This is a genomic window from Bacillus sp. FSL K6-3458, from assembly GCF_038005045.1.
Taxonomy (GTDB): Bacteria; Bacillota; Bacilli; order Bacillales; family Bacillaceae; genus Bacillus; species Bacillus altitudinis.
This window is the reverse complement of sequence record NZ_JBBOSI010000001.1, coordinates 2,905,902-2,931,493: the sequence shown is the minus strand read 5'-3', so window position 1 is coordinate 2,931,493 and position 25,592 is coordinate 2,905,902. Positions and strand designations below refer to the sequence as shown.

Annotated in this window: 25 protein-coding genes and 1 other annotated feature; of the genes, 18 read left to right on the top strand and 7 right to left on the bottom strand. The window is 39.6% G+C overall.

The window, feature by feature from the left end; all coding sequences use genetic code 11:
- Positions 1–20: 20 nt before the first annotated feature.
- From MHH23_RS15515 to MHH23_RS15495, 5 genes are all read left to right on the top strand, one after another.
- On the top strand, positions 21–1,016 hold the full coding sequence (locus MHH23_RS15515) for an ABC transporter ATP-binding protein (RefSeq protein ID WP_029575386.1): 996 nt from the start codon (positions 21–23) through the stop codon (positions 1,014–1,016).
- An 85-nt stretch (positions 1,017–1,101) separates the two neighbouring features.
- Positions 1,102–2,736, top strand: coding sequence for a peptide-binding protein (locus tag MHH23_RS15510; RefSeq protein ID WP_025207149.1), 1,635 nt, complete (start codon positions 1,102–1,104; stop codon positions 2,734–2,736).
- A gap of 77 nt (positions 2,737–2,813) precedes the next feature.
- Positions 2,814–3,764 carry an ABC transporter permease gene (locus MHH23_RS15505; RefSeq protein ID WP_008348492.1) on the top strand — a complete coding sequence of 317 codons (951 nt, stop codon included), beginning with the start codon at positions 2,814–2,816 and terminating at the stop codon, positions 3,762–3,764.
- A 33-nt stretch (positions 3,765–3,797) separates the two neighbouring features.
- Positions 3,798–4,697 (top strand): oligopeptide ABC transporter permease, encoded by a 900-nt coding sequence (opp4C, locus tag MHH23_RS15500; protein WP_008348491.1) that lies wholly within the window; start codon positions 3,798–3,800, stop codon positions 4,695–4,697.
- A 165-nt stretch (positions 4,698–4,862) separates the two neighbouring features.
- The gene (locus tag MHH23_RS15495; RefSeq protein ID WP_025207150.1) at positions 4,863–5,615 is read left to right on the top strand and encodes a YjbA family protein; all 753 of its coding nucleotides are present in this window, start codon (positions 4,863–4,865) and stop codon (positions 5,613–5,615) included.
- Positions 5,616–5,650: 35 nt separating this feature from the next.
- Here the strand turns inward: MHH23_RS15495 and trpS are convergent, their stop codons facing one another.
- A complete protein-coding gene (gene trpS, locus MHH23_RS15490; protein ID WP_008348488.1) occupies positions 5,651–6,646 on the bottom strand; it encodes a tryptophan--tRNA ligase in 996 nt (331 codons plus the stop codon).
- A 53-nt stretch (positions 6,647–6,699) separates the two neighbouring features.
- Positions 6,700–6,918 (bottom strand) — a binding site (T-box leader).
- 482 nt (positions 6,919–7,400) lie between these two features.
- Between trpS and MHH23_RS15485 the strand changes: the two genes are divergently transcribed.
- From MHH23_RS15485 to spxA, 8 genes are all read left to right on the top strand, one after another.
- Entirely contained in the window at positions 7,401–9,038 is a 1,638-nt protein-coding gene (locus tag MHH23_RS15485) for a peptide ABC transporter substrate-binding protein (protein ID WP_007499024.1), read from the top strand.
- A gap of 116 nt (positions 9,039–9,154) precedes the next feature.
- Positions 9,155–10,099, top strand: a complete 945-nt coding sequence (locus MHH23_RS15480) for an ABC transporter permease (protein ID WP_007499022.1) — start codon at positions 9,155–9,157, stop codon at positions 10,097–10,099.
- A 3-nt stretch (positions 10,100–10,102) separates the two neighbouring features.
- Entirely contained in the window at positions 10,103–11,020 is a 918-nt protein-coding gene (locus MHH23_RS15475; protein ID WP_017360167.1) for an ABC transporter permease, read from the top strand.
- 12 nt (positions 11,021–11,032) lie between these two features.
- The gene (locus MHH23_RS15470; protein ID WP_007499018.1) at positions 11,033–12,112 is read left to right on the top strand and encodes an ABC transporter ATP-binding protein; all 1,080 of its coding nucleotides are present in this window, start codon (positions 11,033–11,035) and stop codon (positions 12,110–12,112) included.
- A 1-nt stretch (position 12,113) separates the two neighbouring features.
- Positions 12,114–13,031 (top strand): ABC transporter ATP-binding protein, encoded by a 918-nt coding sequence (locus MHH23_RS15465; protein WP_024720064.1) that lies wholly within the window; start codon positions 12,114–12,116, stop codon positions 13,029–13,031.
- Between the two features lie 105 nt (positions 13,032–13,136).
- Positions 13,137–13,424: a hypothetical protein gene (locus tag MHH23_RS15460; RefSeq protein WP_025207152.1), complete on the top strand. Its 288-nt coding sequence runs from the start codon at positions 13,137–13,139 to the stop codon at positions 13,422–13,424.
- Positions 13,425–13,561: 137 nt separating this feature from the next.
- Complete coding sequence (locus tag MHH23_RS15455; protein WP_024720065.1) at positions 13,562–14,140, top strand: GNAT family N-acetyltransferase; 579 nt, start codon at positions 13,562–13,564, stop codon at positions 14,138–14,140.
- A gap of 193 nt (positions 14,141–14,333) precedes the next feature.
- Positions 14,334–14,729 carry a transcriptional regulator SpxA gene (spxA, locus tag MHH23_RS15450; RefSeq protein WP_003211421.1) on the top strand — a complete coding sequence of 132 codons (396 nt, stop codon included), beginning with the start codon at positions 14,334–14,336 and terminating at the stop codon, positions 14,727–14,729.
- A 40-nt stretch (positions 14,730–14,769) separates the two neighbouring features.
- On the opposite strand, the gene MHH23_RS15445 is transcribed toward spxA, so the two are convergent.
- Positions 14,770–15,435, bottom strand: coding sequence for a TerC family protein (locus tag MHH23_RS15445; protein WP_007499010.1), 666 nt, complete (start codon positions 15,433–15,435; stop codon positions 14,770–14,772).
- 264 nt (positions 15,436–15,699) lie between these two features.
- On the opposite strand from MHH23_RS15445, the gene mecA reads away from it, so the two are divergent.
- From mecA to pepF, 4 genes are all read left to right on the top strand, one after another.
- Positions 15,700–16,365, top strand: a complete 666-nt coding sequence (gene mecA / locus MHH23_RS15440; protein WP_008348474.1) for an adaptor protein MecA — start codon at positions 15,700–15,702, stop codon at positions 16,363–16,365.
- Positions 16,366–16,450: 85 nt separating this feature from the next.
- Entirely contained in the window at positions 16,451–17,971 is a 1,521-nt protein-coding gene (gene cls / locus MHH23_RS15435) for a cardiolipin synthase (protein ID WP_008348473.1), read from the top strand.
- Positions 17,972–18,133: 162 nt separating this feature from the next.
- On the top strand, positions 18,134–19,294 hold the full coding sequence (locus MHH23_RS15430) for a competence protein CoiA (RefSeq protein ID WP_340959788.1): 1,161 nt from the start codon (positions 18,134–18,136) through the stop codon (positions 19,292–19,294).
- Positions 19,295–19,508: 214 nt separating this feature from the next.
- Complete coding sequence (gene pepF, locus MHH23_RS15425; protein WP_340959787.1) at positions 19,509–21,335, top strand: oligoendopeptidase F; 1,827 nt, start codon at positions 19,509–19,511, stop codon at positions 21,333–21,335.
- Positions 21,336–21,561: 226 nt separating this feature from the next.
- Here pepF and MHH23_RS15420 read toward each other — a convergent pair whose 3' ends face one another.
- The 5 genes from MHH23_RS15420 to MHH23_RS15400 form a co-directional block, all read right to left on the bottom strand.
- Positions 21,562–21,735: a hypothetical protein gene (locus MHH23_RS15420; protein WP_008348466.1), complete on the bottom strand. Its 174-nt coding sequence runs from the start codon at positions 21,733–21,735 to the stop codon at positions 21,562–21,564.
- A 296-nt stretch (positions 21,736–22,031) separates the two neighbouring features.
- Positions 22,032–22,943 (bottom strand): ClpXP adapter SpxH family protein, encoded by a 912-nt coding sequence (locus tag MHH23_RS15415; RefSeq protein WP_007499002.1) that lies wholly within the window; start codon positions 22,941–22,943, stop codon positions 22,032–22,034.
- Positions 22,940–23,338, bottom strand: a complete 399-nt coding sequence (locus MHH23_RS15410; protein ID WP_007499001.1) for a globin domain-containing protein — start codon at positions 23,336–23,338, stop codon at positions 22,940–22,942. The genes MHH23_RS15415 and MHH23_RS15410 overlap by 4 nt, the downstream gene beginning before the upstream one ends.
- A gap of 277 nt (positions 23,339–23,615) precedes the next feature.
- Positions 23,616–24,380, bottom strand: coding sequence for a lytic transglycosylase domain-containing protein (locus MHH23_RS15405; protein WP_008348461.1), 765 nt, complete (start codon positions 24,378–24,380; stop codon positions 23,616–23,618).
- A gap of 25 nt (positions 24,381–24,405) precedes the next feature.
- Positions 24,406–24,981 carry a CYTH domain-containing protein gene (locus tag MHH23_RS15400; RefSeq protein ID WP_025207157.1) on the bottom strand — a complete coding sequence of 192 codons (576 nt, stop codon included), beginning with the start codon at positions 24,979–24,981 and terminating at the stop codon, positions 24,406–24,408.
- A 217-nt stretch (positions 24,982–25,198) separates the two neighbouring features.
- On the opposite strand from MHH23_RS15400, the gene MHH23_RS15395 reads away from it, so the two are divergent.
- Entirely contained in the window at positions 25,199–25,564 is a 366-nt protein-coding gene (locus tag MHH23_RS15395) for a UPF0738 family protein (protein WP_024720125.1), read from the top strand.
- Positions 25,565–25,592: the final 28 nt, after the last annotated feature.

The following is a 25,592-nucleotide window of genomic DNA, read 5'->3' as shown; positions in this document are numbered from 1 at the left end:
TTGCTGAAAATCAACCATACATGACAGATCGATCTGAGAAAGAAACCATCCTGGAATTAAAAAATATACGAAAACACTTTCCGATTAAAGCTGGGGTGCTGCAAAAGAAAGTAGGAGCAGTCAAAGCGGTTGACGGCATCGACTTAAACATTTATAAAGGCGAAACGTTAGGCATCGTTGGAGAGTCTGGATGCGGTAAATCCACATTAGGACGGACGATGATTCGTTTATATGAACCAACAGAAGGACAAATTCTATTTAAAGGGCAAGATATCTCTCATGTATCAGAATCAAAACTAAGACAATCAACAAGGAAAAACATCCAAATGGTCTTTCAAGATCCCTTTGCATCACTCAACCCTAGAAAAACACTTCGAAGTATCATCAAAGAACCCTACAAAACACATCACTTATATTCCTTAAAAGAAAGAAATGAAAAAGTAGAACAGCTTTTATCCAAAGTCGGCCTTCACCCAAGTTTTGCGAATCGATACCCGCACGAATTCTCCGGCGGACAAAGGCAGCGGATCGGTATCGCTCGTGCACTTGCCATGAATCCTGAAATGATCATAGCAGATGAGCCTGTTTCAGCGCTTGACGTCTCCATTCAGGCGCAGGTCATCAATTTGATGGAAGAGCTTCAAGAAGAGTTTGACCTCACCTATCTCTTTATCTCTCACGATCTCAGTGTGGTCCGCCACATTAGTGATCGAGTGGGCGTCATGTATCTTGGCAAAATGATGGAACTTGCAGATAAACATAGCCTGTACGATGATCCGCTTCATCCGTATACACAGGCGCTTTTATCTTCCGTTCCAGTCACCCGTAAAAAAGGTCAGGTGAAAAGGGAACGGATTATGCTGCAAGGGGATTTACCAAGCCCTGCAAATCCACCAAAAGGCTGTGTGTTTCATACAAGATGCCCGCACGCGAAAGAAGTCTGTAAAGAAAAAGTACCACAATTTCAAGAATTAAAAACGAACCACTTTGTGGCCTGCCACCTCTACGACGCTTGATCACGCTTGTATGATCTCATCTTTGAGAGGGGGGATAAAACGGGCTTCTGTCATCATTTTTTAAAAAAGATAGGGGGAATTGTCTATGAAAGATAGAAAGAGAAAGTCCATTTTGGTCAGTTTGCTGCTGATCTTTACATTGATCCTTGCTGCTTGTTCTGGTGGAAATAAAACGTCTGGAGACAGTGAAAAGAAATCCACAGGTAAACCTGTACAAGGCGGCGATCTTGTCATTGGTTCGATTGCAGAGCCTACATTATTTAACTCACTTTACTCAACAGACGTGGCAAGTTCTGATATTGAAGAAAGAATCTATAGCTTTTTACTGCAAACAGATGGAAAGCTAAACCCACAGCTGGCGTTGGCAGAAGATATTAAAGAATCCGATGACGGCAAACAGTTTGATGTGACCATTAGAAAAGGCGTGAAGTTTCATGATGGAGAAGAACTGACTGCTGATGATGTTGTGTTTACATACAGCATTCCGATCAATAAAGATTACAATGGTGAGCGTGGATCAGGCTTTGAAGTATTAGAGTCTGTCAAAAAAACAGGGGACTATTCGGTCGAATTTAAGCTGAATAAAAAAGATCCATATTTTTATAATGTCACGCTAGGAAGCTATGGCATTTTACCAAAGCATATTTTAGGTGATGTCCCTATAAAGGATCTTGGCGAAAATGAATTTAACCGAAAAAATCCAATCGGCTCTGGCCCATTTAAATTTGCCGAGTGGAAAGAAGGAGACTATGTCAAACTCGAAGCATTTGATGACTATTGGGATGGACGGCCATACCTTGATACAGTCACCATTAAAACGATTCCTGATCAAAATGCAGCCATGGCCCAGCTATCCGCAGGTGATATTGATTTCTTTGCAGTGCCTGGAGCAGAACTGCAAACAGCTGAAAAAGTTAGTAACATCAAAATCGAATCTGATCTAGGGCTAAATTATTCATATATTGGCTGGAATCAGAAAAACGAACTGTTCAAAAGTAAAAAAGTCCGTCAAGCTCTTACCCATGCTATTGATCGTCAAACGATTGTCGATCAAGTGTTAAATGGAGACGGGAAAGTAGCCAACATCCCAGAAAGCCCGCTGTCATGGAACTACCCTAAAAATGAAAATGTCCCAGTATTTGAATTTGATCAAGAAAAAGCGAAAAAGATGCTGAAAGAAGAAGGCTGGGAGGATACAGATGGAGATGGTTATCTGGATAAGGACGGTAAGAAGTTCTCCTTCGTCTTGAAGACGAACCAAGGAAACAAAGTCCGTGAAGATATTGCTGTCGTTGTCCAGCAGCAGCTCAAAGAAATTGGCATTGAAGCAAAACCGCAAATTGTAGAATTTAGTGCATTAATCGAACAAACAACCCCGCCAAAATGGGATTATGATGCGTTATTACTCGGCTGGAGCTTAGCGACATTCCCTGATCAATACAGCATTTTCCATTCAAGTCAGTCTGAAAAAGGCTTAAATAACATTTGGTATAAAAATGAAGAAGTCGATAAACTGCTAGTTGATGCCAAAAACTTGAGTGATCGTAAAGAGTATTCAAAGGCGTATGAAAAAATTTATGAGCTGATTGCAGAAGACCAGCCGTATACGTTCCTTTATTATGCCAACTCACATCGCGCGATGCCATCTAATCTACAAGGCTACTCTTACCACCCGAAAGATGAATATTACAAAATCGAAAAATGGTGGATTGAACAGTAGTCTGCTAGTGAAGAAGGGGAGGGGTCTCCCCTTTTTTCATCATAGTATGGCCATCCGATGAAAAAGGAGTTGTGCACATGGTTACATATATCATTAGAAGGACACTTCTTTCCATACCAATTTTGTTTGGTATTACGATTTTGTCCTTTGCGATTATGAAAGCAGCACCAGGCGATCCGATGTCACTCATGATGGACCCGACCATTAGTGCCGCAGACCGGGAAGCCTTTATTGATAAGTATGGCTTGAACGATCCTGAATATGTGCAATATATGAAATGGCTCGGTAATATGCTTCAAGGTGACTTTGGCACATCCATTGTAAAAAAAGGAACGCCCGTGTCGGATTTGATTTTTGCCCGGCTGCCAAATACCCTCATCCTCATGATCTTTTCTACATTAGTTGCCCTGATCATTGCCATCCCATTTGGTGTTCTTTCAGCAAAACGTCCGTATACAAAACTTGACTATGGTATTACGGTTACATCATTTATCGGACTGGCTATTCCGAATTTCTGGTTTGGTTTGATCCTTATTATGGTGTTATCAGTGAATTTAGGATGGTTTCCGACCGGGGGTGTCTCTACCTTAAATGCAGATTTTAATCTATTTGACCGGCTTCATCATATTATTTTACCGGCCTTTGTTTTAGCAACGGCTGATATGGCCGGCCTTACACGTTATACAAGGTCAAGTATGCTCGATGTGATGCGGCAGGATTACATTCGCACGGCGCGAGCGAAAGGTTTTAGAGAGAACAAAGTCATCTTCAAACATGGATTGAGAAACGGTCTGATGCCTGTTATTACGATCTTTGGACTCATGATTCCATCCTTTATTGGCGGCGCAGTCGTGGTGGAACAAATCTTCACATGGCCAGGGCTTGGGAAACTGTTTATCGATTCTGCTTTTTCAAGAGATTATCCCGTCATTATGGCGATGACTGTTATCTCTGCTGTGCTCGTGGTCGTTGGAAACTTAATAGCGGATATTCTCTATGCGATCGTTGATCCGCGTATTGAATATTAGAAGGGAGCTGAAGCACAATTGGCACAACCTAATATGGGAACACCTCCAGTTGATCTCAAATTAAAAGAAGGCCTTCCGCCAAAACCAGAGACGATGCTTCGTTTATTTTGCGAGAAATTTTTCAAAAATAAATTGGCGGTTGCCGGCTCCGCTATTTTATTGGTCATTATCTTTTCCGCTATTTTCGCTCCGGTGATCGCACCTTACGCACCGGAACAGCAAGACTTATTGAAACGGCTACAGCCTCCAAGTGCAGAGCATTTTATGGGAACCGACAAGTTTGGTCGAGATATTTTTTCAAGGGTGCTATACGGAGCGAGGGTGTCTCTATTAGTTGGCTTTGTCTCAGTAGTCGGAGCCATCACCATTGGTACCGTCATTGGGGCGGTAGCGGGATACTTTAAAGGCTTTGTTGATTCTGTGCTCATGAGAATGGTGGATGTCGTATTGTCTATTCCAGATATTTTTCTCTTGATCACGCTAGTGACAATTTTTAAACCGGGTATTGATAAATTGATTTTAATCTTTGCGCTGACTGGCTGGACAACAACCGCCAGGCTGATCCGCAGTGAATTCTTGTCACTTCGCACAAGAGAATTCGTACTCGCAGCAAGAACGATCGGAACGAAAAACCATGTCATCATCTTTTCGCATATTTTACCGAACTGTATCGGCCCTATCATTGTGTCTGCTACATTGAAAGTCGGTTCTGTTATTTTAGCTGAGTCGACACTTAGCTATCTAGGGTTCGGAATCCAGCCTCCAACGGCGAGCTGGGGAAACATGCTTCAAGATGCACAAAATTTCTCCATAATGGTGCAAGCATGGTGGTATCCACTGTTCCCAGGCTTACTGATTCTACTTACCGTTTTATGCTTTAACTTCTTAGGTGATGGACTGAGAGATGCCCTTGATCCTAAAAAGCTAAAATAAGGTTCTGCTTATAGAATATCTTGAAAGGACACTGCGAGACGTTCTTCTTTTCCCAGGAAATAAAGCCGTCCTTCCGTCAGGGCGAAGTTTTAATAAAGTTGGAATAATTTCTCTATCCCTTGCCCATACTGTGGACAACAGTTTTTAAAAAGTGAGGGATTGGTTATGTTATTTCTTCATGACGTATGGGTGAATTGGTTTGAAGGGGAAGAGAATGGCTATAATGTGTGTCATTTTCATGAGTGGCGCAAGGAGGACAGCGTGGAGCTGTTAGATCAAGTACCTTTACTCAAGGTGCAGAGTCCTTTGTTTGATTACATAGAGAATGATCTATCAGAGCTGCCAAAGACGCTGCTAGAGACTGTATTTGAGAAATCATATATTCGAAAAAATCATGAACGCCGTAAATTAGAGTATTGCTTTGTGGTTACGGACGGGATAAGAATCATCGCTGTGGATACGATTGGTTATTCCATCCCTGTGAGAAAGAGCCGATTGATTCCAAGACAGGAGCAATTGGTCTATGAAATGGTGAAAGATGTGAAGGCAGAGGAGTATGAATTCACGCCGGACAGCCTTGAATCGACGAAAGAATATCACATCCTATCATTACCACCGCAGCATATCAGCGGATTAACGAGAAAAGAAAGACAGCTGAAGCAGCTGATGTTTATGGCGCTAGATCAACTAAAGGGGCTTCAAAACCGAGCAGAAATTGCCTATTGGTATACAGAATGGAATCCGCGCATGTACAACCAGATCAAACGAATGTCTTTCGAGGAAATTTGGAACATGCTTTATAACGAAACCATTGATGGATGGTCAGAAAACCATTTAGCCTTTTGTGAAAAAATGATTAAAGGACAGCCATTTTTTGAAAAACTTTGGGAAATGGAAAACGAATCAAAAGTGAATTAGAACAAGCTTGCAGCTGAATATGCTGCAAGCTTGTTTTATTTGCGTTTCCGGCCAAGACCCATTGCATTCTCCATTTTTTTCAGCATTTTGTTTGCCGCACGGTTTGCCTTTTCAGCACCCTCATCTAAAATGCGGTCAAGCTCATCTGACTCAATGAGTTCATAATAGCGATCTTGAATCGGTTTTAACGCATCCACGACAACGTTCGCAAGATCTCCCTTAAATTCACCATAACCTTTGCCTTCGTATTTTTGTTCAAGCTCTGCAATCGATACGTTCCCTAATACAGAATAAATCGTCAGCAAGTTGGCAATTCCAGGTTTGTTTTCTTTGTCATATTTGACGATGCCTTCTGAATCAGTCACAGCACTTTTGATTTTCTTTTCAAGCTGTTTTGGCTCATCTAATAAGGTAATGAAAGATTTTTGGTTCGGATCAGATTTGCTCATCTTTTTCGTTGGGTCTGTTAAAGACATAATCCGAGCGCCTTCTTTTGGAATTTTGACTTCAGGTACAGTAAAGATGTCGTTATACTTTCGGTTAAAGCGTTCAGCAAGCGTTCTCGTTAATTCAAGATGCTGCTTTTGATCTTCTCCTACAGGAACTAAGTCCGTACCGTATAACAAAATATCGCCAGCCATTAATGGCGGATACGTTAATAGTCCTGAAACGACTGCTTCCTTACCAGCAGATTTGTCCTTAAATTGAGTCATTCTTTCTAATTCCCCAATATAAGCGACACATTGCAGCATCCATCCTGCCTGGGCGTGGGCAGGTACCTCTGATTGGATAAACAATGTTGCCTTCTCAGGATCAAGTCCCACTGCCAAATAAAGAGCGGCTAAGCTTCTAATATTTTGTCGAAGGGCTAAACGATCCTGACTCACCGTAATGGCATGCTGATCGACCACACAAAAGTAGCCGTTGTAATCATGCTGAAGATCGACAAATTGTTTCATCGCTCCAATGTAGTTCCCCAATGTCACAGAACCGCTAGGCTGTATGCCTGAGAAAATCGTCTTTTTTGTCATACTAAAACCTCTTTTCTTCAATATAAAAAGGCCCACCCATCACTTTTCAACAGAAAAGGGACGAATGAACCGTGGTACCACCCTTGTTATTTCAATACGAAATCACTCAAGACGTTGATATCGGAGACTGCTCCGTCTAAGCCTACTGACTCTATCAAGTGTTCGGTTAGCTGCTCCAAAGCCCATTCCATACATGCCATTATCTGCTTGCACCGACCGCAGACTCTCTGTAAATGGTGAATATATGTACTCTTCTTTTTCATCGCAACAGTATGTCTATCTATTATAAAGGATGACCATGAAAAAGTCACGAAGCCTATTTGTGACCTTCTCATCATGTCGTTTGACACTTAAAATTTTAGATAAAATAGTAACTATCTGTCAGAATTTTTTAAAAAAGGATGATTAATTATATGTATAAAACATTATTCCTGCTGAATTTGTTAAATTATTTTAATCAATTTACGCTTTAATTTGTTGAAGTGATTGAGACTTTAGTTTATAAAAATCAATCTTTATCCCCATTTACGTTTTTTAAAAATATGTGAAATTGATATTGCAATAAATTATTCTATTCATTATAATGAATTTGTTCACACGTTTGTGCTAGGCTCTTTACATAGTGAAAATTCAGAAAAAACAAAAGAAATAGAAAGTAAGCTATTCAGGGACTTTTTTACGCTATTTCTTAAATCTGAATCTCATCTTCTATCGAGACCTTTGAACTAAAAACATATTATAAGGGGGAATACAGTTGAAAAAGCGTTGGTCTGTTGTTACTTTAATGCTTATTTTCACACTTGTATTAAGCGCTTGTGGTTTCAGCGGAAACAAATCAGGCGACAGCACGAGCAGTTCTGGAGAGGCTAAAACAACATTAAATGTGAATATCTCCACTGAGCCTTTTTCTCTACATCCGGGATTGGCAAATGATTCAACTTCAGGAAGTGTCATCCGTCAGACTTTTGAGGGATTAACAAGAATTAACGCTGAAGGTAAGCCAGAAAACGCAATGGCTTCTGATATCAAAACAAGTGATGATGGTAAAACTTACACATTCACACTTCGTGATGCAAAATGGTCTAATGGTGACCCTGTCACAGCACAAGACTTCGAATATGCTTGGAAATGGGCATTAGATCCTAAAAATGAATCTCAATATGCTTACCAGCTTTATTATATTAAAGGTGCTGAAGCTGCTAACAAAGGGGAAGCAAAAGTTTCTGATGTTGGCATTAAAGCAAAAGACGACAAAACGCTTGTAGTTGAGCTAGAGAACCCAACACCGTTCTTTACTGAACTAACTGCATTCTATACGTATATGCCAGTCAACAAAAAAGTGGCTGAAAAGAATAAAAACTGGTACACAAATGCTGGTGAAAACTACGTATCTAATGGACCATTCGTTCTTTCTAAATGGAAGCACGGCGGTTCTATCACACTTGAAAAGAACAATGAATACTGGGATAAAGACACTGTGAAATTGAAAAAGATTAACATGTCTATGATCAAAGATACAAACACTGAACTTAGCATGTTCAAAAAAGGCGAACTTGACTGGGCTGGTTCTCCAACTGGAAGCCTTCCAACTGAGTCTTTAAAAACGTTGAAAAAAGAAGGCGGTCTTGAAATTCAAACGATCGCTGGTATCTATAACTACAAATTCAATACAAAAGTAAAACCTTTAAACAATGCGAACATCCGTAAAGCCCTTGCATACTCAATCAACCGTCAAGCAATCGTTGACAAAATTACGCAAGGTGAACAAGTTCCAGCGATGGCAATCGTTCCTCCAACAATGGAAGGATTCACGGATAACAAAACTGGTTACTTCAAAGATCATGATGTAGCGACTGCTAAAGAACTTCTTGAAAAAGGTGCGAAAGAATTAGGTTATAAGTCAGTTTCTGATCTTCCGACATTGAAATTGTCTTACAACACAGATGAAGGCCACCAAAAGATTGCACAAGCAATTCAAGAAATGTGGAAAAAAGATTTAGGTGTGAACGTTGAACTTGATAACTCTGAGTGGAACGTATACATCGATAAAATCCACAGTGGAGACTACCAAATCGGACGTATGGGCTGGTTAGGTGACTTCAACGATCCAGTGAACTTCCTTGAGCTTTACAAAGATAAAGACGGTGGAAACAATGACACTGGATGGGAAAGCAAAGAGTACAAACAATTATTGAATGATTCTGCAAAAGAAACAGACAAAACAAAGCGTGAAGAAATGCTGAAAAAAGCAGAAAAAATCATCATCGACGATATGCCTGTAGCGCCTATTTACTTCTACACTCAACTTTGGGTACAAGATCCAAAACTTAAAGGTGTGGTTGTATCTGGACTTGGTGATGTTCAATACAAATGGGCACATTTCGAAAAGTAAGAGTTATAGTGTAAGAGATCTACGGCAAGGATCTTAAGGTATATGGAGGATGTCTCTCCATATACCTTTCTTGCTGATTAGAGAAATTGTTGTAAAATCATGGAGGTGCAATTCCGTTGCTTAAATATATCGGTAAGCGATTAATATATATTTTAATCACACTGTTTGTTATTGTAACTGCAACTTTCTTTCTCATGCAGGCAGCACCTGGTGGTCCATTCTCTGGAGAGAAGAAACTTCCTGCTGAAATTGAAGCAAACCTAAACGAGCACTACGGGTTGGACAAACCCTTATTTGTTCAATACGTGAGCTACCTAGGTTCAGTTGCAAAATTAGATTTTGGTCCCTCATTTAAATATAAAGGACAAACTGTTAATGATTTAATCAGTTCTGGATTCCCCGTTTCCTTTACCCTCGGAATTGAGGCAATTCTCCTCGCATTAGCATTTGGTGTATTGTTTGGGGTCCTTGCAGCGCTCTATCATAACAAGTGGCAAGACTATACGATTGCCATTTTAACGATCTTTGGAATCTCAGTTCCAAGTTTCATCTTAGCGGCGCTATTACAATATGTATTTGCATCTGAGGCAAGCTTTTTAGCGATCTTCCCAGTTGCAGGATGGGAGTCTTGGGCAAGCACCGTACTACCTTCTATTGCACTTTCCTTCATGCCAATGGCATTTATCGCTAGACTTGCACGGTCAAGTATGCTTGAAGTATTAAATAGTGACTACATTAGAACGGCTAGAGCAAAAGGATTAACAAAATCAGCTGTGACGATCAAACACGCCATTCGAAACGCATTGTTACCTGTTATCACATACATGGGACCAATGGCTGCTTCAGTGTTAACAGGTAGTTTTGTCGTGGAGAAGATTTTTGGTATTCCTGGTCTTGGCTCTCACTTTGTTACAAGCATTACAAACCGTGATTACACAGTCATCATGGGTGTCACAGTCTTCTACAGTATTATTCTATTAGTCAGTATTCTAGTTGTTGACGTCCTCTACGGTATTATTGATCCTAGAATTAAACTGACGAAGGCGAAGAAAGGGGTCTAACACATGGAAGAGATGAGAAAAGATTTATTTGTGCCTGCGACAGCTGACGCAGCAGAATCTGAAAAAATTTCTAAACCTAGTCTATCTTTATGGAAGGATGCCATGCTTCGCTTCCGTGCAAATAAACTTGCAATGGTTGGACTTGCAATTATTTTCATTATTGTGATTCTGGCCATTTTCGTTCCAGTGTTCTCAAAATATGATTATTCAACAACAGATTTGCTTAATGCAGATCAGCCGCCATCAAAAGAGCATTGGTTTGGTACAGATGATCTAGGCCGAGACATGTTTGTTCGTACATGGGTAGGGGCAAGAATTTCGATCTTCATCGGTCTTGCTGCAGCAGTTCTTGACGTGATCATCGGGATCATCTGGGGAAGTATTGCTGCGTTCAAAGGCGGCCGTACAGATGAAGTCATGATGCGTATCGCAGACGTTTTATGGGCAATTCCAACACTATTAATGGTTATTTTAATGATGGTGGTTCTGCCAAAAGGATTATTAACGATTATCCTTGCTATGACAGTCGTAGGCTGGATTAACATGGCACGTATCGTTAGGGGACAAGTTTTACAATTAAAGAGCCAAGAATACGTTCTTGCAGCACAAACATTAGGTGCAAAAACATCTAGACTTTTATTTAAACACTTGATTCCAAACTCAATGGGACCCATTCTTGTCACAATGACATTAACGATTCCTTCTGCTATTTTCACAGAAGCATTCTTAAGCTATCTAGGGCTTGGTGTACCGGCTCCATTAGCTAGCTGGGGAACAATGGCTTCTGACGGAATTCCGGCCATGACGTATTATCCATGGAGATTATGGTTCCCAGCCGCATTTATCTGTATTACAATGTTTGGTTTTAACGTGGTTGGAGACGGACTAAGAGACGCTTTAGATCCGAAGTTGCGTAAATAAGGAGTGATTAGGATGGAACGTGAACGTATTCTAGAGGTGAAAGACCTTGCAATCTCATTTAAAACATATGGTGGAGAGGTTCAAGCCATTCGTGGTGTGAACTTCCACTTAAATAAAGGCGAGACACTTGCAATTGTAGGTGAATCTGGTTCTGGAAAAAGTGTAACATCACAGGCCATCATGAGATTAATCCCGATGCCGCCAGGTTATTTCAAGCGCGGAGAGATTTTATTTGATGGGCAGGATATTGTCAAGAAAACGGAAAAGCAAATGCAAACCATTCGAGGAAAAGACATTTCGATGATCTTCCAAGATCCGATGACTTCTTTGAACCCAACCATGAAGGTCGGGAAACAAATTACAGAAGTACTTTTCAAGCATGAACAAATCTCAAAAGAAGCGGCTGAAAAAAGAGCCATTGAACTTTTAGAGCTTGTTGGGATTCCAATGCCTGAAAAAAGAATCAAACAATATCCGCATGAATTTAGTGGCGGGATGAGACAAAGGGTTGTCATCGCGATGGCACTTGCAGCTGATCCAAAGCTATTGATTGCTGATGAGCCAACGACTGCACTTGATGTAACCATTCAGGCGCAAATCTTAGAATTAATGAAAGAAATTCAGCAAAAAGTCGAAACATCTATTATCTTTATTACCCATGATTTAGGTGTTGTGGCCAATGTTGCTGATCGTGTAGCCGTTATGTATGCTGGACAGATTGTGGAGACAGGGACTGTTGATGAAATTTTCTACAATCCGAAACATCCATATACATGGGGACTTTTAGCATCTATGCCAAGCCTAGACACTGATGGAGGAGCTGAAGGGAAACTAACGGCGATTCCAGGAACACCACCAGATTTAACAAACCCGCCGAAAGGAGATGCATTTGCACTCCGGAGCGATTATGCAATGAAAATTGACTTTGAACAAGAACCACCAATGTTCAAAGTATCAGATACGCATTATGTGAAATCATGGCTACTTCATCCGAATGCCCCTAAAGTTGAACCGCCTGCTTCCGTAAAGGCGAGAATGCGTGAACTAGAAGGTAGCTACGAAAAACCTGTATTAGTAAAAGAGGGTGAATAGCATGGCAGAAAAACTGTTAGAAATTAAAAATTTAAAGCAGCATTTCCATACAGCAAGAGGGACTGTAAAAGCAGTTGATGGTGTCTCATTTGATATTTATAAAGGTGAGACACTTGGACTTGTAGGTGAATCTGGATGTGGAAAGTCGACAACCGGCCGTTCGATCATTAGACTTTATGATGCGACAGATGGTGAAGTTCTCTATAAAGGAGAAAGCGTACACGGAAAGAAATCAAGACAAAAAATGCTTGAATTTAACCGTCAAATGCAGATGATTTTCCAAGACCCATATGCTTCACTTAACCCTAGAATGACAGTGCTTGATATCATTGCAGAAGGGATTGACATTCATGGTCTTGCGAAAACAAAGCAAGCACGTAAAGACCGTGTGTATCAATTGCTTGAAACGGTTGGCTTGAATAAAGAGCATGCGAATAGATATCCGCATGAATTTTCAGGCGGTCAAAGGCAGCGTATTGGGATTGCTCGTGCGTTAGCTGTTGAGCCGGATTTCATCATTGCCGATGAGCCAATCTCTGCACTAGATGTGTCGATCCAAGCGCAGGTCGTTAACTTAATGAAAGAACTGCAAGAAGAAAAGGGCTTAACGTATTTATTCATTGCCCATGACCTTTCCATGGTGAAATATATCAGCGATCGTATCGGTGTGATGTATTTTGGGAAATTGGTTGAGCTGGCACCAGCGAATGAATTATATGAAAACCCGCTTCATCCATATACAAAATCATTACTATCTGCGATTCCGCTTCCAGATCCTGATTATGAGCGTAACCGCAAACGGATTAAATACGATCCATCTGTTCATAAAGGAACAAATACGGAATTTCGTGAAGTTAAGCCAGGTCACTTTGTCAGCTGTACTGAGGAAGAATTCAAAGAGATCAAAGCAAAACAATAAGAATAGAGAAGAAGCACTGCGATATCAGTGCTTCTTTTTTTATTTTACAAAAAAACAAGTTGATGGTAATTTTTATGTAAAATGAGTAAACTAGGAGGAAATGAAATGTTGTTATGGAAGACGTTTCGCTATTCATGTCTTCACTTTTTTATCGTCACGATGCTTTTTTCAATATCTTTTTTAACGGAACCAAACGGAGGAAAGTGGATGATCGCATTTTTAGTGCTCATTTGCATTATTTCGTTTTCGGTTGAATTTGCTGTGTATCGGCGCACGAATAAACAGAAGGAAGAAGTCCGGCGTATGAAGTACCTTTATTTCATCATGTTTCAGATCGCCATGACACTTCTTTTGTTTGCTTGCTTTCAAATGCTCATGAATCGTTCGATATAAAACTTTTTTGCTTTCTCTTGAAAAAAAGTGAAACCACCAATGGCATTGCTGCGTCTTACTAGTACAGGCGTTTAAATAGCAGGAAATCGGGAATAGATAAGGAAGTGGTTCTTAACTACATCATAAGGAGCGGATCCATGAATTGGTATGAAAAGCTCAGTGAATACTTCCCGATAGAAGAAATGAAGTCAAAAGAGCATATGGAAGCTTTATTAAAGGAAAGAAGTGATATTTATCATAAAGAAGAAGGGCCTCATCATGTGATGATGTACGCTGAATTTGATTCTTTCATCTTTATTGATTATTTATTTGTTTCCAAGGATGCAAGAGGTGAAGGCCTCGGCTCAAAGCTCATTCATAAGCTGAAGGAAAAAAGAAAACCGATCTTGCTTGAGGTCGAGCCTGTAGATGAAGATGATGCAGATACTGCAAAACGCCTAAAGTTTTATCAGAGAGAGCACTTCAAGCATGCTGAATCAATTGGTTATAAACGCAGGTCACTTGCAACGAATGAAGTGAACCGCATGGAAATTCTTTATTGGTCGCCTCGGACAGATAATGAGGAAGAAATGATGGAGGCCATGAGAAAGACGTACGAAAGAATCCATACGTATAAAGACGAAGAATGGTATGGACAATCGTATGAGGATGTTGATGATGTGCTGAAGCTCGTTGAAAATAGAAAACAAAAAAATATTTTCGATCATCTCGACTAAATGAGAATGTTCAGACTTCAAACATCAGCACAAAAAGAATGAAATTGTCTAGTTTTTGTCACAAAAATTGCAAGAAAATCTGTTCACACTTACTTTTTTATAGTATAATCACTATAAAGATTACTTATTTAGAACAATTTTAATTTAAGAATACAGATCAATATTCATTCTACAAATTGAGGAGTGAAGATTTATGGTAACATTATACACATCACCAAGCTGTACATCATGTAGAAAAGCAAGAGCGTGGTTAGAAGAGCACAATATTCCATACCAAGAGAGAAATATCTTTTCTGAGCCTCTTTCAATCGATGAAATCAAAGAGATTCTTCGTATGACGGAAGATGGTACAGATGAAATTATCTCAACACGTTCTAAAGTATTCCAAAAACTAAATGTAAATGTTGAGACAATGCCGCTTCAACAATTGTATAAACTAATCAATGAGCACCCTGGTCTTCTAAGACGTCCAATTATTTTGGATGAAAAAAGACTGCAAGTTGGGTACAACGAAGATGAAATTAGACGTTTCCTTCCTAGAACGGTTCGTACATTCCAACTTCGAGAAGCTCAGCGACTCGCTAACTAATAGACAACACGAAAAGCTGCCGATCATTTGGCAGCTTTTTTTATTTATTTTCAGCCGTTTGTTCGTAAAAGAGACTGGCTAAAATAACGGTTGCGACGGTTAAAAAAGGAAGCAACAATTCAAGTGTTGTATGCTGCGCCATAAATTCATTTAGTTTTACATCACGGACAATCATTTCTCCGCCAGTAAAAGCTAAAAGGGCACTCCCTCCGTATAAAAGAATCGGAAACTTGGTTAGTGCTGCATGAATCAGCTTACTCCCCCAAATAATAATCGGAACTGAAATCATTAAGCCAAAGGCAGTGAGCACCATGTTCCCCTTAGCTGCCCCTGCAACAGCGATCACATTATCAAGTGACATAAAAAGATCTGCAATCACGATGGTCTGAACAGCACGCCAAAGGGAGCCGCTGCTTTTAATCCGAATGGATTCTTTCTTTTGTTCAATTAACAAATTGTATCCTATATAAAGGAGAAAGAGACCGCCGATAAATTGCAAATAGGGGATGGTCAATAAATAAACGGCAGCACCAGTCATGGTGATTCTCATCAGCACTGCCAAAAGTGTGCCGATCCATATGGCTTTGTTTCGTTTTTCATTTGATAAGCTTCGACTGGCCATCGCAATGATTAATGCATTATCTCCGCCTAATATGAGGTCTATGCCAATAATCATTAGTAAGGATACGATCCACTCTGTTTCCATCCAGTTCACCTCATTTCACTAAAATAGCTCGTACAACCAATATATGAGGACAATTCAAATATATGTTTCTGCAAGTTTTCTCTGCAAAAAATGCGTTTTTATTTCTTTTATTCATGTTTTATCATAAAATAGACAGTACACAGCAATACCTCATTTCTTTAAATGGTTAACATGTAGACGGAACGGGTAAAGTGTAGTAAAGTACTATTAATTGGGAGCTTGTATGTCCCTTCAACATCTTATATAGAAGGGAAGGTTGGCAAAATGGAAATCGAAAGAATAAATGAACATACAGTCAAATTTTATATTTCCTACGGTGATATTGAAGATCGCGGTTTTGACCGTGAAGAGATTTGGTATAATCGTGAGCGCAGTGAAGAGCTGTTCTGGGAAGTGATGGACGAAGTGCACGAAGAAGAAGAATTTGCAGTAGAGGGACCACTTTGGATTCAAGTACAGGCACTTGATAAAGGTCTTGAAATTGTCGTGACAAAAGCCCAACTTTCTAAAGATGGACAAAAGCTCGAATTGCCGATTCCAGAAGATAAAAAAGATCAAACAGATGAAGAAAGTTTAGATGCTCTGCTTGATGATTTTCATAAAGAAGAGCAAGATCAAGAAGATCATAATGAGAAGGACAAAAAACTTCAACTTCAGTTCGTATTGAAAATGGATGACTTTGAAGATTTGATTGCACTTTCTCAATTAAATATGCAGGATTTTACGACAAGTTTATATTCGTTTGAAAACCGTTATTATCTATATGTTGACTTCCACGAGGATTTGTCAGATGAGCAGGTGGAGAATAAGCTTAGTATTCTGCTTGAATATGCTCATGAATCAGTGGTCAGCATCTACAGACTGCAAGAATACGGTCAGCTGATTGTCAAAGAGAATGCGCTTGAAACGATTCAACAGCACTTCTCGTAACAACCAAAAGTCGATTTCTATAGAGGAATCGACTTTTTTATCTGAATGAAAAAGTAAATAAAGTGATCGGCAAGGAGAAAATGAAATGAGAAATGTAGTCAAAGTTCTATTTTTTCTTATCATTACGATAGGTGCTTATTTGATTATCCAAATTTTTGCCGGTGATCTAGCGGTAAGTGTATTAAGTTCCGTCAGTGTTCTATTCACTTTATCGATTATCTTCATCGGGTTTGTCATTTTCTTAGAAAACAGAAATCCCTCTCAAACGATTACGTGGCTTGTGCTGCTTGGGAGCTTTCCGCTTTTCGGGTTTTTGTTTTATATTTTCTTTGGACGCAATATTAAAAAGCGCAGACTTTTTGAAAAGAAAGCGGTACTGGATGAACAGCTTGTCCAGGAAGATGAACGTATCCACAGAGAAGCAATTGAAAAAATGACTCATATGGGTGACCATCAGCAGCTCTTATTTAAGCTGGCCCACAGACTTGGACATACCCCTATTACGTATCGCACATCCTCTAAAGTTCTGACCAATGGAGAAGAAACGTTCTCTCATATTTTTGAAGAGATCAAAAAAGCAACACATCACATTCATCTAGAATATTATATTCTCCGTCATGATGATCTGGGACAAGAATTAAAGGACATTTTAATCGAGAAAGCAAAAAGTGGTGTGATTGTCCGCTTTTTATATGATGATGTTGGCAGCCTAAAACTCTCCCGTCAATATATTGCTGACTTAGAAAAGGCTGGCGTGCAGATCGTTCCGTTTTTACCAGTGAGACTGCCCTTATTAAATAATAAAATCAATTTCCGAAATCACCGGAAAATCGTGGTGATTGATGGAGAAGTAGGATTTGTCGGAGGACTTAACATTGGGGACGAATATATGGGTAGAAGCAGACAATATGGATTTTGGCGTGATACACACCTGATGATTAAAGGTGAGGCCGTTCGTGATTTGCAGCAGATTTTTATGCAGGATTGGTATTACATGACCAATGAAAGATGCTCGGGTGTGGATTATTTTAAAGATTTCAGCCATATGGAGAGTCGAGCAGAAGGCGTACAAATGATTGCGGGTGGTCCTGATAAACAGTGGGAAGTCATTAAAAATCTCTTTTTCTCCATGATTATCTCCGCCAAAAAATCAATTTGGATTGCTTCACCTTATTTTGTACCTGATGATGATATTTTGTCCGCACTGAAAATTGCTGCGTTGAGCGGAGTCGATGTGCGAATCATTGCGCCGAAAAATCCAGATAAACGCATCGTGTTTCATGCGTCCCGTTCATACTTCCCCGAACTTTTAGAAGCAGGTGCGAAGGTATACGAATATGATCAAGGCTTTATGCATAGCAAGTTTATCATTGTGGATAGTGAGCTAGCATCAATTGGTACAGCAAATATGGATATGAGAAGTTTTCATCTGAACTTTGAAGTGAATGCTTTCCTCTATAAAACAAAAAGCACAGAGAAGCTGGTCAACGATTTCTTAGGTGATTTAGAGCAGTCACATGAAATTGTTCCAGAAGAATTTGCGAAGAGACCTTTGAGGGTGAGGCTGTTTGAATCAACAGCAAGATTATTATCACCCCTTTTATAAAAAGTGTATTTTCCCCCTTTTCTAAAAGGGGGATTTTTGATTTTACTAAGGGTAAGCAGGTTGAAATCGTGTTTTGACACGGTAAAAGTTCATTTTCCATATTCGCTTTCTTGTGAGAGAAAAAGCTATAATACGGTCATCAAAGAGCAAGGGGCGAAATATATGAATGCAGCGATCATGGAGAATGGCAAGCTGATTCGCATCACACAAGATCTGACTAAAAGGCGGCTAGAGCATGTAAGAGCTACGTGCAAATTTTACTGTCCTGAATGTAGGCAGGAGGTTCTATTAAAGCTAGGTGAGCATCGTGTCCATCATTTTGCACATAAACAGCTCTCGGCATGTCCATTAGCGTCCACCGGTGAAACAGCTTATCATCAGGCAGGGAAAATGGCTCTTAAGGATTGGCTCACGCAGCTTGGATATGATCCGTTACTAGAGAAGTATGTTTCAAACATTCAGCAGCGCCCTGATGTGACCGTTGCTATAGAAAATAAAAGCTATGCCATCGAATTTCAATGTGCAAATATTTCGTGGAAAGAGCTACATAAACGAACGGAAGGTCTCCGTGCTGCGGGACACTATCCTATATGGATCATAGGGGCGAATCGTTTAAAACGAATGGCTGGCCAGCTCTTTTCATTCTCCTCCATTCATTGGGGAATTCTAAGGCAGTCAAAGAATAGGAGACTCATTTTTTATTGTCCGATCCAAAATAGATTTATCCATCTGGATCAACTTCTCGTGTTTCAGCCAACGAAAATATGTGCCTCAATGACCGTTAGATCGCCTTCATCTTATCGCCAACTACCAGCACTCTTATCTGTTTCCTCGAGCAATCATCAATTGTATAAAGAGTGGCTCAAGTGTATTCGGCAATTTAGGGAGCGGCCACCCCGCATTTTAGCAAATGAAAGCAAGCGTTTAAGAACCATTTTTTATGAGCATCATCAAACAGCATGGCCATTTCTACCGACAGAATTATTTATCCCCCTGACAGAAGCATATATCTTTTCAAGCCCTGTTTATGTGTGGCAAGGATGTCTTTATGATTGGATGGTTAGAAAGGGAAAAGAACAAGTGACCATTCATCTACTTTTAAAAGAAATTAAGCGATGTGTCCAGAATAAAGAAGTGAAGCTCCGATATACCAATGTCACAATAGAAGAAATCAAAGGGGTGATCATTTCATATGTACGGGCGCTTGTGAATCTAGGGTTTTTATACATGACGAAAGAGGGTAATTATCAAGTAACGTCGAATCAAAAGCCTATACAAACAGCAGATGAAGCGATAAAACGAGATGCTTTCTTATTTCATTAGCATGTTTCATGCCCACTTTGATCATGATAAGAAAAAGGTGGTGCTGCTATTGAATAGAAAGAAACGCTTTTTTCTCATTTTTTTAGTTTGTTTGGTATTTATTTCTGCATATGATTTGACAAATATAGTTCAAAACAAAGAAGATAAATACAACACCAATTTCTTTCACTTTCCGAAAGGTTGGTTCAACACAACTCATGCAAGGGGGATTCATATGACTTCACAAAATAACAACAATCATTTACCAGACAGAAGCGAAGTAAAAGAAGAAAACAAATGGCGCCTTGAAGATATTTTTGAAAGTGTCGATTCTTGGAATAAGGAATTCGAAGCTGTAAAAAAAGAAATTCCGAAGCTCGCCCAATTTAAAGGCAAGCTGGCCCATTCTGCTGATGTCTTGTATGAAGCCCTAACATTTCAGGATCAACTTTCTGAAAAGCTTGGTAAGCTTTATACATATGCGCACATGAAATACGATGAAGATACAACAAATTCATCATTTCAGGCTTTAAATGATAAAGCATCCAATTTATTTACACAGCTGTCTAGTACATCTGCCTATATTGTTCCGGAAATTTTATCTATTCAAGAAGATAAGCTGCAGCAATTTATTTTGGAAAAAGAAGAATTAAAACTTTATTCTCACGCTCTCGAAGAAATTAACAAAGAGCGTCCGCATATTTTAAGTGAGGAGCAAGAAGCTTTATTAGCTGAAGCCTCTGAACCTTTATCAACATCATCCACTTCGTTTAGTATGTTTAATAATGCAGATATTTCGTTCCCTTCTGTTAAGGATGAAAATGGAGAAGAAAAGAAAATTACTCATGGCAACTTCATTACCTTTTTAAACAGTGATGATCGTGAAGTGAGAAAAAATGCTTTTAAAGCCGTTTATAAAACGTATGATCAATATAAGAATACTTTGGCGTCTACACTCAGCGGCTCGATTAAAAAGGATAATTTTTATGCGAAAGTACGTCATTACAAATCTGCAAGAGAAGCAGCGTTATCACGCAACAGTATTCCTGAAGAAGTGTATGACAATCTAATTGATACAGTTCATCAATATTTACCGTTATTACACCGCTACATTGAATTGCGTAAAAAGGTATTAAAGCTTGATGAAGTGCACAATTATGACTTGTATACACCATTAGTAAAAGATGCTGGCATGAAGCTGACGTATGATGAAGCAAAGGATTATATGCTGAAAGGGTTAGCGCCATTAGGAGAAGAATATGTTTCGGTATTAAAAGAGGGACTCGAAAATCGCTGGGTAGACGTTTATGAGAATAAAGGGAAACGAAGCGGCGCGTATTCTTCTGGAAGCTATGGTACGAATCCTTATATCTTAATGAACTGGCAAAATAATATTGATAATTTATTTACACTGGCTCATGAATTTGGTCACTCTGTTCATAGCTACTATACAAGAAAGCATCAGCCATATCCGTACGGAAACTACAGTATTTTTGTAGCGGAAGTAGCTTCTACAACAAATGAAGCATTACTAGGTGAATACTTACTGAATCATTTAGAGGACAAAAAGCAGCGCTTGTATGTGCTCAATCATTTGTTAGAAGGATTTAGAGGGACGGTATTCAGACAAACGATGTTTGCAGAGTTCGAGCACCTGATTCATGTGAAAGCGCAAGAAGGGGAGGCATTAACGCCAGAGTTTATGACGAACCTGTATTACGACCTGAATAAGAAGTATTTTGGCGAAGGTATGGTTGTGGATAAGGAAATCGGATTAGAATGGACGCGAATTCCGCATTTCTATTACAACTATTATGTGTATCAATATGCGACAGGCTATAGTGCGGCTCAGGCATTAAGTAAACAAATTTTAGAAGAAGGGAAACCTGCGGTGGAGCGCTATACAGACTTCCTTAAAGCAGGAAGCTCTGACTATCCAATCAACGTGCTGAAAAAAGCTGGTGTAGATATGGCATCGAAAGAGCCAATTGAGGCAGCATGTCAATTGTTTGAAGAAAAATTAAAGGAAATGGAAGAGCTCATCTCAAAGACTGGTGAGTAACGAGAAGACTTCTGTCAGATGTGTGAGTGCAAACTCACCTTTTGGCAGGAGTTTTTTCTTGAAATAAAAAGACCAGATTGTTGACAAAGGGCTAAAATGAACTTAATTTTAGCCCTTTGACTTCTTTTTAGCGTGATAGAAAACCTTTGCAGGACTGACACCGAATGCGAGGGTTTGCCTACACGCTAGACCTCGTCTATATGAACGAGGTTTGTACATTCAATGATTACGCTTTAAATCCTTTGAAGGTTTTTCGGTGATTCATTCGATAGAGTGTAAAGAGAATGGAAGCGAATAGGAGTGGAGATGTCAGGTAAAGAGGCAGCATCTTCATTAAGCCTAATATATTTAAACAGAAACATAAGCCAATGGCAACAAGTCCGATGGTTGTGCTGCGCATGCAGATCCCCCCATTTTTTTGTTACTTTCACTATATGAAAGTGACAGTCCTCTTATGTTTTGTGACAAAAATATGAACATATAGTATATCGGTTGTCATAAGTCGACAAAATTTGATATACTACAGATGTGAAATTAATCACATACAAACATTACCCCTTTGTTTGACCGTGAAAAATTTCTCCCATCCCCTTTGTTGTCGTTAAGACATAGTGAAACCGCGCTTATCCCGGCGCGGTTTCTTCGTACTTATAAATAGAACGAGTGTTCCTTTGGGAGTGAAGAAAAAAACATGGGTCAGCACCCATGTTCATTCTCACAGCGGTAGACATCAAGATCTGAATGATTGTCTCCTTCTGTATAACGCCAAAACATTTCTTGATGTACTTGTACACGTTCTACCTTTTTAGCAAATGCGAGTTTTTTCATCTCGCGTTCAACTTCTTCAAGGGTCAGGTCATATACAACGGCAATTTCTTTTGCTGATGCAAATTGAAAGTAAGCGATAAACCATTCAATTGGCGGTCGTTCTGAAGGTGTTGGTTTTTCGCCAATCATTTCAAAGAGAATTTCCTCGTAAATATCATAAGAATATGCACCTGAAATCTTTAATCCTTCTTCACCATTTATCGTATTAAAAAAGGCGAAAGTGGGAAGCTCAGACACATCCATTTCAGCTGCGATTTTCATATCACATTGGAGCGCTTTGACAGCACTTTGAGAATGGATATCTCGCTGGAACTCTTCAATGTCCAGTCCAGCCGTTTTTGCATTTTCTAGCAAGACTTGTTCACTGGTGACGTCCTGCTGATGGCAAAAAAGCGATTCTTGAATGAGTCGTAAAAATTTCATTCCGCATTTTCTGCCCTGAAGTTCAGCTGCTTTTAATGCAAGAGAGGCGAGATAAGGTGATGTCACAATTTGTTCAGACAGCATTTGTTCTTTTTTGGTCTGAGTTTTCGTGGCAAATTTCCCCCACGCTTCGGTTAGTAAATGTTTTTTTCGTTTCCGGTTCAAAGCATTAATACTAGAACTTGTAACCGTTCGTAAAGTGAAGAAACGGCCATATTTCATTTTCAACTTTTTAATTGATGGCTCTAATAACCAGCAGTCCGGGCTGAGAGGATCAATGAATACATAGATTTCAATCGGCTTTTGAGGATGTCCGTGACAATGTGAGAAATATTGCTCATGCGGATTGCAGCTCAAGATCGTCCGTCCTTTTCAGGTATTTGGTTGACCATGTGACGAGCCGTCAAAGACAGCCGCTCAAATAAAAAGTCACGAATATCGCCGGTTAGTCCTACTTGATCCATTGCATCCTCCATGCATTCAAGCCATGCGTCCGCCCGCTCCTCAGTAATCGGAAAAGGGAGATGTCTCGCCCGTAGCATTGGGTGACCATGCTCCTCAGTATAAAGCGGCGGTCCGCCTAAATATTGAGTTAAGAACTGTTTTTGTTTTCTTGCTGTTTCTTTTAAGTCATCCGGGAAAATAGGATGAAGCAAAGGATGACACTTTACATTTTCATAAAAAGTATCAACAAGTTGCGATAGAAGTTCCTCTCCAACCGCTTCGTAAGGTGCGTTAAACGATTGTACCATGTTGACTACTCCTTTAACTCGTAGCTAATAGGATGGCTCACCCTATTGCGAATTTCATGTATTTCAAAAGTGATATTCAGTTTGTTCTATTTTGTTGTTTCTATTCTTGTATACTTATTTTAACAACCTCTACTCAATTCCACAAACAAACCGCTTTGGTGCTTTGGGAATAGTGAGGGAGACAGGGTCCGTGTTCAATTGACCATATCATAACACATTCAGTCAAAAAAGGGTGAAAAGCGACATACAAAAAACCGAAGAGGTTATTCTCTTCGGTTTAGGCGAAATATTGAGCTGTGATTTTCTTTACATAATTTTGTGTTTCTTTAAATGGAGGAATGCCTCCGTACTTATCTACATTCCCTGAGCCTGCGTTATAAGCGGCTAAGGCAAGTGAGACATTTCCATTATATTTTTGCAGCATTTGTTTTAAATACTTCGTTCCGCCTTCAATGTTTTGGGCTGCATCAAAGGCATTGTTCACGCCAAGTGATTTAGCAGTAGACGGCATAAGCTGCATCAGTCCAAGTGCACCTGCATGGCTGACAGCATTCGTGCGATAACCGGATTCTTGCTTGATCACTGCGTGGATCAGCTTTTCTGGAACTCCGTGCTTTTGAGCCATTTGTGAGACGATCTGATTAATCTCTTTTGATGAAGAGCCTGAAACAGCTTTTTGAAGCGGCGGTGTGTAGCTGTTATTTAAGACGTTTCCAATACCATTTGCGGTATTCAATTGGCTGTCATTTGCATAAAGAGACTGAGATTGAAGCTGTTCACTGCCCGCTATCGCAGATAAATATGGATTCATGCGTGCATATTGCGTGTTCGGAGACGTTGATGGGTCCGATCCCATGAAAGCAGAAATGGAAAGCGGGAGACGAGATAATTCTGATCCGCCTAAAAAATCTTGCAACAGCGACTGGAATGAAGTCTCAGCGCTTGATTCTTGTCCAGCTGTGAGTTGTGTTTGTCCGTTATCAGATTGTAACGTTTTGAGTGCTTGAAGCTGCATAAAGGATTGAAGTTGATTGACGTTCATCATGTTCCTCCTTCAAGGAATTCATCTATTCTTTTGTTTTCATTTTTTCTTCATAAAAACGTACGACTTTGTTTTTCGTGTGTCTTGGTGGGATTTGAAATAGCTGAAGCAATGCTGTGAAAGCGGCTTGTCCAATGTCTAAATCGCTCACTTCAAATTCAAGTTCATAGTCCTCTACTGTTAAATATCGGCTGTGATCCAAAACAATTAAGCCTTCTTTGATCATTTTTTCTGCTCTTGACGTTTCCAGTGAACCAAAATACACGATTTGATCCTTTTGGATGTGAAGGTGTACTAATCTGTCTGCCACTTCACCTTCTGGCAGGTGGAAATGTTCAAGGCTTTCGGGAGGATCGATCGTTTGGTGAGTTTCCAAAAGGCCGATCTCATGCGGTTCCTTTAATGTGAGGACCCACTGCCCGCCTTTTTCTCTCATTCGTAATGCAGCGAATTTGGATTTTATATCAAATTGAGGTGTATCAAAATAATAGTTGGTTTGAGTGTGGAAGTCCTCGTCCTTTAATTGAAAGTATTCTTTTAGCTGTTCAAATTCTTCTTTCATTAATAATTGTTTTAGTTCTATCTCAATTTCCTGTGCCATTTTGACATCAACCTTTCATTTAGAGGAAATATGATTATTGTACATGAAAAGCTTCTTTTTTTCTTATTTATTCCTTAAAAAGAGACGTATATAGATGCTAAATGAGGCAAAATGAACAACGAAATGGAGAAATCAAATTTTCTCAAAAAGTTCGGTTTATCAATATTGAACTTGATATGATAAAATAAAGCTGTACTTTGTTGTAAAGGAGATCATGATGCAAAACAGAATTGAAATCACAGAAGCAACTTTAAAAGAAGACAGGCTGATCTTGACGGTCCAGTTAGATGAGCAAATTCAAAAAGCAAAAGCATCAGGACAAATGCTTGTTGATTCTGATCACTTTGCGTTCGTTTACATACTTGAGACTGAGGAGTCTTTTACGTATCTTATTTTAGGAGAACATACATGGGCTCCATTAAAAGAAGCAATGAATCGTGAAATCCCTGTCTATTTGGCGGCGGAAGAGCAAACGCTAGAACTCATTCAACTTCATCAGGAATTAAACTATTTAATCGACAATATTAAAGACAATGCCAATTACGGAGATATGGAAGAGAAAGTGAAGAGCACATTCCTCTGAAATAATTAGGTATTTGGAATTGGGGGAA